This is a genomic window from Streptomyces sp. NBC_00057 (assembly GCF_045041165.1).
In the GTDB taxonomy this organism is placed as follows: Bacteria; Actinomycetota; Actinomycetes; order Streptomycetales; family Streptomycetaceae; genus Streptomyces.
The window spans coordinates 1-12,043 of the sequence record NZ_CP108257.1; the positions used below are offsets into that span (position 1 = coordinate 1).

The 12,043-nt window shown below is 67.6% G+C and carries 8 protein-coding genes and 2 pseudogenes; 3 read left to right on the forward strand and 7 right to left on the reverse strand.

Annotated features, from left to right (window positions below; translation table 11 throughout):
* The first annotated feature begins 567 nt into the window (after positions 1–567).
* Positions 568–3,018, forward strand: a complete 2,451-nt coding sequence (locus tag OG953_RS43275; protein ID WP_331735568.1) for a Helicase associated domain protein — start codon at positions 568–570, stop codon at positions 3,016–3,018.
* A 432-nt stretch (positions 3,019–3,450) separates the two neighbouring features.
* Positions 3,451–4,445, forward strand: a pseudogene (locus tag OG953_RS43280) (IS5 family transposase).
* 19 nt (positions 4,446–4,464) lie between these two features.
* Here the strand turns inward: OG953_RS43280 and OG953_RS43285 are convergent.
* The 4 genes from OG953_RS43285 to OG953_RS43300 all read right to left on the reverse strand — a co-directional run bounded on the left by OG953_RS43285 (position 4,465) and on the right by OG953_RS43300 (position 7,508).
* On the reverse strand, positions 4,465–4,917 hold the full coding sequence (locus tag OG953_RS43285) for a hypothetical protein (RefSeq protein ID WP_331735571.1): 453 nt from the start codon (positions 4,915–4,917) through the stop codon (positions 4,465–4,467).
* Positions 4,918–5,023: 106 nt separating this feature from the next.
* Positions 5,024–5,818, reverse strand: a complete 795-nt coding sequence (locus tag OG953_RS43290) for a hypothetical protein (RefSeq protein WP_331735574.1) — start codon at positions 5,816–5,818, stop codon at positions 5,024–5,026.
* 113 nt (positions 5,819–5,931) lie between these two features.
* Complete coding sequence (locus OG953_RS43295) at positions 5,932–6,135, reverse strand: hypothetical protein (RefSeq protein ID WP_405692560.1); 204 nt, start codon at positions 6,133–6,135, stop codon at positions 5,932–5,934.
* A 131-nt stretch (positions 6,136–6,266) separates the two neighbouring features.
* Entirely contained in the window at positions 6,267–7,508 is a 1,242-nt protein-coding gene (locus OG953_RS43300) for a hypothetical protein (RefSeq protein ID WP_331735578.1), read from the reverse strand.
* A 563-nt stretch (positions 7,509–8,071) separates the two neighbouring features.
* On the opposite strand from OG953_RS43300, the gene OG953_RS43305 reads away from it, so the two are divergent.
* Entirely contained in the window at positions 8,072–9,748 is a 1,677-nt protein-coding gene (locus OG953_RS43305; RefSeq protein WP_405692562.1) for an IPT/TIG domain-containing protein, read from the forward strand.
* Between the two features lie 449 nt (positions 9,749–10,197).
* Here OG953_RS43305 and OG953_RS43310 read toward each other — a convergent pair whose 3' ends face one another.
* The 3 genes and pseudogenes from OG953_RS43310 to tpg form a co-directional block, all read right to left on the reverse strand.
* Positions 10,198–10,869 (reverse strand): hypothetical protein, encoded by a 672-nt coding sequence (locus OG953_RS43310; protein WP_331735582.1) that lies wholly within the window; start codon positions 10,867–10,869, stop codon positions 10,198–10,200.
* Between the two features lie 168 nt (positions 10,870–11,037).
* A complete protein-coding gene (locus tag OG953_RS43315) occupies positions 11,038–11,232 on the reverse strand; it encodes a hypothetical protein (protein WP_405692565.1) in 195 nt (64 codons plus the stop codon).
* Between the two features lie 242 nt (positions 11,233–11,474).
* Positions 11,475–12,041, reverse strand: a pseudogene (tpg, locus tag OG953_RS43320) (telomere-protecting terminal protein Tpg).
* Positions 12,042–12,043: the final 2 nt, after the last annotated feature.

A 12,043-nucleotide genomic window follows, 5' to 3' on the forward strand; every position in this document is an offset into this window, starting at 1 on the left:
GTACCATATCGCTGCGCGATATGAAAGCGAAACGATCCGCGTTGCGGATCGGGCTGTTTCCGCTTCGCTTCAACAGCCAGTGAAACGGCCCGCGTTGCGGGCCGTCAATTCCCGCTGCACGGGAATTGCGAATTTCCGCTGCGCTCCAATTCGAAAAGCAGGCATGTCCGCTTCGCTCCCACGCCCTTGTTCCGGCTGCGCCGGAACGGCTGGCTACAGGATACGGGTGCATCACTGCTGGCCTGTGTAGCATCCCGAACAACAGCACACCCCCAGCCTGGTGACACCACATCACCCCTCAGACGAGAGGCCGACCCCACCTGACGGAACGAAACCAGACACCGCTTCGCCCGATCCTGCCCGTAACAGCCCATCACTTCCTGAAAAACGATCAGTACACAGACGAATCTACCCGAAAAAGCCTCCCGACAGACCTTGTTGCGCTAGAGTGAGTCCGCGCATCACCACGATGATGCATCACAGGATGCAGTGTGTAGCATCCCGAGGGAACCGCTACCCCCTCTGTCAGGTATGACTGGCCGCTCTCGTGAATTCTGGAGTACGGATATGCCGAATACGAAGCAAATCCCTCTGCGTCCTCATCAGATTGAAGCGGTGGATGCCGTGGTGCGTGGTCTTGATATTCCGCCAGGAAAGCGAATTCCGCGTAATGGGCTACGGGCCACGGTGGTGGCGGCGTGCGGTACGGGAAAGACGTTCATTGCCGCGCATTCCGCGTTGCGGCTCGCGCGCAACGGGCGGGTTCTCGTGCTGCTGCCGACTTTGGATCTGCTGACCCAGACGGTGCGAGAGTGGCGCTTGGCCGGGCATACGGGCCCGGCTGTGGCGGTGTGTTCACTGGATGACGACCCGCACTTGTGGAATCTCGATATGCGGTCCACGACCAGTCCTCCGCAGCTGGCGCTGTGGCACGGCCGAGGACCCGTGACGGTCTACGCCACCTACGCCTCCCTGCCAGTGCTCGCAGAGGCCCATGAGGGCGCGTACGGACTTCCCATGGACGTCTTCGACCTCGTGGTCGTGGACGAAGCGCACCGAACCAGCGGGGCGATGGGGAAGGCGTGGGCGGCCATCCACGACCAGGACGTCATCCCCGCGATGCGCCGGCTCTACATGACCGCCACCCCCAGGATCTGGAAGGAGCGGCCGCCCCGGCCCCGTTGGGCGGAGCGCCAGGCCGGCTTCGAGAACGCGCGGAACCCGCTACCGCAGGAACTGGCCTGTTCCATGGACGATCCCAAAATCTACGGGCCTGTCGTGTACGAGCTGTCGCTGGCGTCCGCGGTGTCCCGCGGGCTTTTGGCGCGGTATCAGATCGTGGTGGTGGAACTGACCGACCCGGTGGTCACCCCCGCCCGCCTGGCCGGCCAGGAGAAACGCGAGGAGCAGCTGCGGGGTGAGCGGATGGGGGCGTTGCAGGCCGCGTTGCTGGAGACGATGGCGGTGCACCAGCTGCAGACCACGATCACGTTCCACCATCGGACGATAGAGGCGGCGGCGTTCGCGAAGGGGCTGCCCAGGGTCGCGCAGCGGCTGCACGCGTCCGACCCGGAGCGGTACCCGGAGCGTGTGTGGGCGGACTGGTTGTGCGGTGAGCATGAGGCGGACCACCGGCGCCAGGTACTGGGGGACTTCGGGCGCAGGGCGGGGCGTGCGGTGCTCTCGAACTGCCGTGTGCTGGGCGAGGGAGTTGATATCCGGGCGGTGGATTCCGTGGCACTGTTGGACCCGAAAGGGTCAGCGGTGGATATCGTGCAGGCCATTGGCCGGGCACTGCGTCAGAAACCCGGTCAGGGCAAGATCGCGACGCTGATCGTGCCGGTGTTTTTGGCGCGGGGTGAGCATCCGGAAGACATGTTCACTTCCTCTTCGTATCGCCCTTTGGTGAAGGTTCTTGAGGGGCTTCGGGCGCATGATGAGCGTGCGGTGGAAATGCTTGCTACTCCGCAGGAGCCCCAGAAGCAGGTCGTTGATCCGTCGCAGAGTATCGGTCCGGAGCCGGAAGACGGTGAGGAGGAGTCGCGGCTGCTGCTCCGGTTCGCGGCCCCCAGGGATCCGGTGATGATCGCGAAGTGGGTCAAGTTCCAGGTCCTCGACACCGAGCGTCAGGACTGGGCCCGCGGGTACGACGCCGCCCGGCGGTACTTCGAGCGGGAGGGCTCGCTGGACGTGCCCTACGAACACGCCGAGGGCACCTACCCGTTGGGCAGGTGGCTGTCCGACCAGAGAAGGGCCTACCGGGCCGGGACCATGTCCAGCACCCGGGCAGATGAGCTGGACGAGCTCGGCATGATCTGGGACACCGCCGACACACAGTTCGCCGAGAACCTCGCCGCCGCCCGCGCCTACTACGCCGAAGCGGGCACATTGGCCGCGCCCCGCCACGCGACCGCCCTGGACAAACCCGTCGGGCAATGGCTCACCAACCTCCGCCGGCCCGGAGGACTGGGGAAGGACCCCGAACGCGCAGCGCGGCGTGCCGAGCAACTCGCCGCGATCGACCCGGACTGGAACCCCGGACAGTTGGGGTGGACCGTCGACTGGCAACGCCACTGGGCCGGGCTCACCACCCTCCTCACGGCCGGCGGAATGCTGGAAGAAATCACGCCCGGCGTCACCTACCGAGGCGACGACATCGGACGCTGGACCGCCCGGCAAGCCCGCGACTGGGCACGCCTCAACACCGAACAGCAACACCGCCTGAACGAACTCGACGTGAAACCGGCTGCACGGCCCCAGAAGGCCCCAGCGCGAACCAGTGCGAAGACAGGGGCAGCGAAGGGCTCCGACGCCTTCACGCGCGGCATCACGGCCCTTCGGCAGTACATCGCGCGAGAGGGGAAGACCGTCGTCGGGCGGCAGCACGTCGAAAAGATGCCCGACGGGACATCCGTACGCCTCGGCGTATTTCTCAGCAACCAGAAAACCCGCCGCGACCGCCTCACCGAAGACCAGCTCACCGCCCTCGCCAACCTCGGGCTGGAGTGGGCTGCCTGACTGAACAATGGCGATGCCCACACAAACCATGTCCGGCGCGGGCATCGCCATACTCATCTCGGGCCATCCGGCGCAGCTCGGTTGGGCGCCCACCGGTCACGGCGCGGGCGCGGAGCCGGGCGAGGATGCCGTTGTTGTCCGGCTTCGAAAGACCCTACTCTCTTGGAGCCCTCACCCCCCTGACCAGGTGATCCTCACCCAGTGACCCGCCAATCCTCACTGCTTGTCCAACACCAACGCCCAGCCATGACCGCTCAACACCCCATAGAAAAAACCGAATCGGTCCGGCCCACAGCACCCAAGACCGGACACCCAACCGAGAACCATCCCGGACACGGAAGCAAAGACTCCCATCTAGGGCGTGTTCCAGGTTCAGATCACTGTTGGGTCAAATCGCTCCGCCGGAGTGGCTCGGGACGGTAGACATCCGGGGTGACGCGAGGCGATCTGACGGATGCAGAGTGGGAGTTGTTCGAGCCGCACCTGCCGCTCGGCGTGAGCGGACCGATCCCTGACCTGCGTAAACAGTTGAACGCGGTGATGTGGAGGCTCCGGACCGGGAGCCCGTGGCGCGACATCCCCGAACGCTACGGGTCCTGGTCCACCGTCTACGGCCGCTTCCAGAAGTGGGCCCTTGCGGGCACCTTCGAGACACTGATGGAGCGGATGATCGCCGAGGCGGCCCAGCGAGGACAGGCCGATCTGGACCTGGTCAGCGTCGATTCCACCGTCGCACGCGCGCATCACCACGCGGCCGGCATGGCCGTCGACCCCGAGCTCCTGGAGGAACTGGTGAAAGCCGCCGAGGAGGAAAAGGGGCTCCAGCAAAGGGACAATCCGCCCAGGTGACGGTCGAAGGCGACCCGGTCGAGGAAGCGTTACGTGCCGAACGACGACGGATACGCCGCCGCCACAAGGCCCGCCTGAAAGCTGCCGCGTTGGGGCGCTCGCGGGGCGGGCTGACGGTCAAGACGCACCTGGCCACCGACCGGCGGTGCCGCCCGCTGTCGTTCGTGGTGACGCCGGGACAGGCGGCCGACAGTCCGCGTTTCGCCGCGGTCCTCGACCGAGTCAGGATCCGTGGGCCGGTCGGTCGGCCCCGCACCCGCCCCGGGGCCGTCGCCGCCGACAAGGCGTACTCCTCCCGCGCGAACCGCTCCTACCTGCGTAAACGCCGGATCCAGGCGGTGATCCCGGAGAAGAAGGACCAGGCCGCCCACCGCAAGAAGCGAGGCTCGAAAGGCGGCCGCCCCCTCTCCCACGACGCCGAGCTCTACAAGGAGAGGAACACCGTCGAGCGCGGCATCAACAAGATCAAGGAATGGCGAGGGCTGGCCACCCGCTACGACAAGACTCCTACCAGCTACCTCGCCGGACTCCACCTACGCGGATCGATCATCTGGCTCCGGAGTCTCCGCCCCACATGATCCGAACCTGGAACACGCCCTAGTCGCGTGGCGGCGGAAACGTAGCGTGCGGAGCGGCGAGGGCCGCGTCAATCGCGAGTTTGATGTCCCAGCCGAAGAAGTCGTTGAGATCGCGGAGCATCTCCAGCGCCCGCACGGTGGCTTCACCGAGCGGACGCGCCATGCGGTTTGCCGCGGATGGGATGTCCACCGGTTTGAGGCACGCCATTTCCATCGCGTGGTCGGCCCGTTCGCCCAGACCGAGCGAGGTGTATCCGGCGGCCAGAGCGACCCACTTGAGGTGCTTGCGTGTGCTCGCGGCCAGCAGCACGGTCCCGTACAGCGTCTGCATGGGACTGCCGGCGGTGCCGTCCCCGCTCGGTGACGGTCCCCCGTGCTGTTGCTCCAGGCGCTTCCGCTCGCTCTCAAGCAGTGCAAGAGCCTCGTTCAGCACACGACCGGTGCGGCCCAGTTCGTTGAGATCATGGATCATCCGGTGCTTCCTCCCCATCAACTGCCCTGACCCTACGGTCGGCTGGGGGTGACTGCGGCCTCGTTGCCCGCAGCAGGCCCGTCTCAGCGACGGCTGGCGGCAGTGGTCACAGGACGGTGCCGTGCAGGGCGCGGCGGTCACCGGACAGGGCGTAGCGGCGGGCCGCCAGGCCGTGGTCCAGTGGTTCGCCGATCTCTTCGCACAGCGGCGCCAGGACGTCGGCGGCCTCGGTGTCGGACAGGTAGGCCGGGGCGACTTCGAGCATCAGCTCGCCGATCGCGTGCGTGCTGGCAGCGAGGTCGTCGACGGTCCGGCGCAGCGCGGCGAGCGTGGGATCCGCCGGCGGATCAGCGGGCGGTGGGGGCGGTGCGGTGCGGACGTCGCGGACGGCCTGGCGGACCACCGCGCGCACTGTCGGCCCATCGAGGGCCTGGAGGCCGCTGTGGGCGAGCGTGGCGAGTCGGTGGGTGATCAGCTCCGCGACGTCGCCCGTACGGCCGGAGACGGCGATCAGGGCGCGCTGGGACAGGCCGTAGTCGAGTGCGGCCGCGGCGGCCGCGGCGGCCGGGTCGCTGTCTCGCGTGCGAGACGGATCGGTGGCGGCGGTGACGGCGCCGTGGATGGCGCCCAGGGCGCGGGCGACGTCGAGCAGCCGGTACGCCTGCGCGCGGCTGATGCCGAACTCCGCGTCGCAGTACGCCTCCCAGCTCGGGTAGCCGAGCGGTATCCAGACGCGGGCGGCGTGCGCGTCCCGGACCCGGGCGGCGAGCACCGCCACGGAGCGCCGGACGTCGTCCATCGCCTCGCGCAGCGCGGTCGTCACCTCGCGGGCCTGCACGGTCGTCAGGAGTGGCCGCGCCGGTTCGGCGACGTCGTCCTGGTCCTGGTCGTGCTCGCCCATGACCCCATCGTCCTCCGGGCCGGGAGACCGGGCCAGGGCGTACGGATGTCCTCTGACAAGTGATCTTGACCGTTTGCCAGGCAAGTTTGACCGGTCGGGAGGGGGTTGGCGGGTCAGGTGTAAATGTCTCGGCCGTACTCCTCGCGGCTCAGCTGGAAGTCACCCGGCCGATCACAGCGGAGCTCCTCATACCGCCGCGCGAAGACGTCGAGCGCTTCGTGAACCGTGCAGCCGGATGCGTCCCGGATCGCCTTGATCGCAAGAATGATCCGGTGATCCAGGATGTCGCGGTCCACGCTCTCGGGCAGGTCTTCCATGAAGCTGACCGTACCGATAAGTCCACCGGTCAATATCTCCTGGCAAACGGTCAAGATCACCCGTCACGGGACAACGGAAGCACGGCCGCGAGCCCCGCCTCACAACCTCACACCCTCGTAGCTCACCGCGTCTACCTGCGCAAACGGGGTGTGAGGCTCACAACCTGCCAGCCCTCACCGGGCTCCAGGCGCTCCTTTCTTCGCGGACGCGGCAACGTTGGGATGGGGCCGCCGGGAAGGAGACCCCTGCGGCGCATGGCCTGGTCGCGGCCGCGGCACCGGGCGGTGCAGAACTTGCGTGGACGACGGGTGGACTCGGGCAGCGGCTGGGCGCAGGTGGGGCAGTGGCCGGCCTCGATGACCGGGCCCAGCTTCTGGAGCAGTCGCCGGACGCGGTCTTCGTCTTCCGGGGTGTACGGCTCTGCGTCGGCACGGTATCCGGCGAGAAGTTCGGCGAAGACGGAGCGCAGCGTGGGCAGGTCGCGGCGGCAGGTGCCGAGCAGGTCGAGGTACTCCTCCACCGGCCAGGTGGCCAGGACGGCGGAGCGGGAGAGGTACAAGCCGACGGTGTCGATCCGGTAGCGGTCGGCGGTGTCGAGCAGCAGGTAGCCGAGCAGCTGCCAGGCGCTCGCTTTGGGGAAGCGGCGCGAGTCCTTGTCGCTCTTGAAGTCGATGAGGAGTCCGTCGACCACGAGGTCGGCGTCGGCGGTGATCCGCGTGCTGGGGAACGTGGGGCCGGGCGTGCAGCCCTCGGGCCGGGTGCGGGCGCGCAGGGAGACCAGGGGGCCGTCCGCGGCCTGGTGGAGCTGGGCTACGACGTCGGCCACCAGGTCGCGGTGCGGGAGCTGGAGGAGACGGTCGAGGGTGAAGGAGCCGGGGTTCTCGCGCGCGGCAAGATACAGCGGGGTGTGTTCGAACCCGACGGGATTGCGGGTTAGGACCTGGTACCAGGCCGCAGCGATGAGGAGGCGGGCCAAGTCCTCTTCCTCATCGTGGGTGCGGTCGATGGGGGTGGCGCGGTTGGCGAGGTCCAGGGCGTGGACGGTGTGCGTCAGCCGGGCGGCGAGCTCGTTGCCGACGGCGTGCATCCGCAGGCCCGTGCTTTGGTAGTCGCGGCCGGTCTGTTCGATGCCGAGGGCGGCGGCCAGGTCCACGGGTGCGGCCGTGGTGAAGGCGAGGCGCAGCCGGGTGTCGATCGCTGTCCCGGCGGTGCCGACCTCGGTGCCGACACCGGGTAAGGGCAGCAGGACGCGATCGGCGCGGTGCTGGGACCGGAAGGACTCCCGCAGCGGCTTGGCACCGGCGGACAGTTCGCGGTCCAGGAACCGGCGCAGCGGGCTGCGGGGGTTGTCGACTCCGCTCTTGAGACTCATACAGGGGCCGCCCTTCGGCAGGCGCGCCGTTGGAGGCGACGCGGTGAAGTGGTCACGGAACGGATGGTAGGAACCGGGACTGACACCGTGTCGCCCGCAGGGAGTAGCCAGCGGTATCCGCAGTTCAGTGGTTCACCGGATCGTGTGATCCGGGCCCTTGGCTATCGCCGGATACGTGCGTGGATACGGCGGTGGATACGCGTTGTCACGCTGCACCTCACAGGCTCACAGTGGTGAGCAGCACGCGCAGCCACAGCGCCTGCGGCAGCGATGTCTACGACCGGGTCCTGGCCAACCGCGTGATCCACTCGTCCCTGACGACACCACCACCGCCTCAGGCGCCTGCATGTGCACCTGATGGCTGATGACTCCCGAACCATTTGACCGATCATCACACTTTGGGAGTATGTGTTGAAATCCTTGGCTATCAGGGTAATTCTGAATTGACTCATCGTCTCCGGCCCAAAGGCGAGTTGGTCTCTATCGTCCGATTCACGCGGCGATGCGGCTCGCGCCTGCACGAGACATGGGCGGCATCCCGCTACGCGAACAAGGGGTATGCCATGTCCGTCCTGACCGATGTCCGCTCAATTCCGCACAGTGAGACGCGTTTCTCGCTGACCGCTTTCTTCGCCACCGCGATTCCGGTTGGCGGCAATCCCCTGGGGGTGGCTCTCACGCCCGGCGGGACACGCGCCTATGTGGCCAACAGGTCGTCGAACACGGTCAGCGTGATCGACACCGCCACCAACACCGTTACCGCAACCATCCCCACAGGCGCGGGGCCCACGCTCGTGGCGATCGCACCTGACGGGGCCCACGTCTACGTGAGCGTGGCCGACGCTGCGCTGCTCAGCGTGATCGACACCGCGACGAACACCGTCACCGCAAGCGTCGCAGTGGGGGCGGGAGCCACGGGCGTGTCGGTCACCCCGGACGGGGCCCGCGTCTATGTGGCGAACCAGAACGCGAGCACGGTCAGTGTGATCGACACCGCCACCAACACCGTCATCGCGACCATCGCGGTGGGAAATGGGCCGACCGGTGTGACGGTCACTCCGGACGGAGCCCACGTCTACGTGGGCAACCTCGCCAGCAACACCATCAGCGTGATCGACACCGCCACCAACACCGTCACCACCACCATCAGCGGGCTCAACGGACCCGCTGTTGTGGGGATCACCCCGGACGGCGCCCACGGCTACGTCAGCAACAACGGCAGCGACACCGTCACCGTGGTCGACCTCGCGACAAACGCCATTACTGGCAGCATCGTGGTGGGCGACCAGCCGCGTTTTGTGACCATCAGCCAGAACGGTGCCCATGTCTACGTGGCGAACTACGGCTCCAACACCGTCAGTGTGATCGCCACCGCCACCAACACGCTCGCCGGGAACCTGCGCGTCGGGGCAGGCCCCACCGGCGTCGCCGTCACCCCGGACGACTCCCGCCTCTACGTGACCAACACCGACGCGGGCACACTCAGCGTCATCCCCCTGACCCTGATCCCCAACGAGGGAAGCACCGCGGGCGGCACCATCGTGACCATCAACGGCCACAACCTCGCCAACGCCACCGCCGTCCACTTCGGCACCGCCAGCGCCACCATCCTCACCAACACCGCGACCTCGATCACCGTCGTCAACCCAGCCGGGTCCGGGGCGGTCCCCGGGACGGTCACCACCCCCGGCGGCACCGGCTTCCTGGGAGACTTCATCTACTTCCCAGCCCCCCAGATCAACGACGTCAGCCCCACCGAAGGCCCCTCCGACAGCGGCAACACCGCCGTCATCACCGGCTTCAACCTCGCCGGCGCGATCTCCGCCTCCTTCGGCCCCAACCCCGCCACCATCCAGTCCGCCACGGACACCCAGCTCACCGTCACCGTCGACCCCGTCCAGAACCCGGGCACCGTCCCGGTCACCGTGACCACCCCCGGCGGAACCGCCGCCGGCCCCGATTACACCTACTGGCCCCAGCCGACCATCACCAACGTCACCCCCAACACCGCGTCGACCAGCGGCGGTACCCCCGTCACTCTCACGGGCACCGACCTCGCCACCACGCAACAAGTCACCTTCGAGAACGTCCCCGCCGACTTCTCCGTCATCTCCGACACCCAGATCACCGCCGTCGCCCCACAACAATCCCCAGGCCAGAACATCACCATCTCGGTCACCACCGCCGGCGGCAGCACCTCCTGGAACTCCTTCACCTACCAGGACAACCCGTCCGTCTGAAAAGCAAGTCAGACAGCCTCCCGAGCCCCGCCGCAAAGCGCCCAGCCCCGGCACGGCGGCCCGCCCGCTCACCCCGGCAAGCGGTGTGGTTCCTCCGGCAGGGGGCGAGGAACGCTCCGTACAACCTGATCGCCGGTGGCCCGTACGAGCCCCCGTGTCAACAGGGAGTTCCTGGACGCCTGCGCCCTGGAGACCCACCGGGGCTCCACCGACTTCTTCCAGGGCCGGCTGTTCCTGATCCGCGACGACCAGCAACTCCTTTGCGCGTTCAGGACGCAATACCTGGGGAAATGGGCTGTGAGACTCACAGATTTCAAAGCGCGCGGGGGCGGCCGGCGCACACCTACGATTCCTGTCTGTCTCACTGGACGCGGCCGCGCATCTGACCTGCCGCACTGGCGCGCGAAGCGATCTCAGCCGCGACGGTCAGGGGCACGGGAGCGTGCTTCTCAGGAGTGGGGTGTCATTCCTTGCGGGTCGCTCTGCGGGGCGTACGTCTTCATTGCCTCGTCTGTCATGAGTGCTGAGATCCGGAGCCATTCCTGGTGTTCCACTTCGGCGGTGCGGAGCCATTCCTCGGCTCGGTAGCTGTCCAGTGCCTGCCCGGCGATGTCGCGCTGGTATTCCTGCGCGTCCTCAGCGGCGCGAGCAACGTCCTGGACCGTCATCCCGGTGGCCTGTGCCTGTACCCGGGCGCGGTAGAACCGGGCGGTGCTGGGGGCGAGGGGGACGGGTTCTTCGAGGGGATGCAGCCAGACGGCGGGCAGGACGGTGTAGGTGATGGCGGCGGGGAGGGTGACCTCGTTGCCGTCGGTGTCGGTGACGAAGCCGTCGATCTCGTACTCGGGGCCGGCGGGGAGGTCCAGAAGTTCGATCTGGTCGGCGGTGAGACGCAGGGTGACCCGGTTGGTGGTGGTGGCCTCGTAGCCGTCGACGGTGGCGCCCTCGGGATCGGTACCGGTGACGGTGAGGTCGAAGCGGTCGCCGCGGCGCAGGTTCAGTCGCATGTCGGCGGCGAAATCGGCATGGGTGCGGGGGATACGGTGGCGGAGGGCCGGCGGCAGTCGCTGGGGGACCTTGACCTGGTAGGTCTCGCCGATCCGGATGTCCTGGACGCGCATAACGGCCTCCTGCCCCCTCTCCAGCCTCCCCCGAGCCGTCCCCAACCGCCAAGGCCGGGACGGGGCGCGGCGGCCTGGTAGAGCTGTGGCGGGGTCGAGCGTCGGAGTTGGCGGATCATGCTTCAGTGCCATGGCTCGTGCTCAGCCGCTCGTGCGGGTCGTTCGCTCCTAGCCGTCGTCGCTGGTGGTCCCGTTCAGGCCCGGGCGCCGGTTCCTCTCAGAGCGGCGCACCACCTCGCCTGCGGCGAGCGTCATGGCCGCCACGGCACGGACCCAGCGGGGCCCGCCACGCTCCGCCCACACCACACATACGCACCCGCCGACAGTAAGCGCCAAGACGCCGAGCAGTACCAGAACGATCATGTTCCCCACCTCTGCGTTCATTCGTTCGGTCCTGCTGATCGTCTCAGGTCGGGAAGGGCGTGCCTGCGAGATTGAACCCCTACGGGATCGTCAGCCTCACCTAACGTGGATCTCCTGACAGGCCGCGCGAAACGCATGGCCAGCGACCCGGCCCGCCACCTCCGCGCTCAGCCCCGCCAACTCAAGCACTCACTCGCCAGGTGAAGCGCTCAGTCACAGGTCGATTGCAGGAAATTCCGTGGTCATGCATTTCCCCAATCCAGGTCCAAATAGTCGATGTCGTTAATGGCGACGTCTGAGATTCCCATGGCGCGGCCTCCGCCGTCCTGGAAATACACGTCTTTGAATCCTTCGGCGATGATGTCGCGCATCTGCTGGTCGCTGGCACCCGTGTCGCGGGCGTCGAACAGGCGCTGCGCGTACGTCGCGGGGAGGTGGACAGTGAGGCGGCGGAAGCGGCCGTCGTCGGTCGTGCCGACCGGCGCGGTGTAGCCGAACCGGGCCCTCGTCTCCACCGTGATCCCGCCGGTGGCGGCGGCCTGTTTCCGCTGGCGCTTGCGGACCTGCGGCTGCCAGCGGGACCGGACGGCGCCGTCGATCTTCGCTGCGATGTCCTTCGGCGGGTGTTTGCGCTCGCCCTTGCGGTAACGCTCCACCGACCGCTGGCTGACCCCGAGCTCCGCCGCGACGGCCTTGGTCGTCTTGAGCTGCTTCATCAGGAAGTTGATGCGGCCCTAGAGGGTCTTGGGCGGCTCCCGGGTGAATGCCTCCCGGTCGGCCCGCTCAATCGCGTCCTCGATCTCCCCCACCG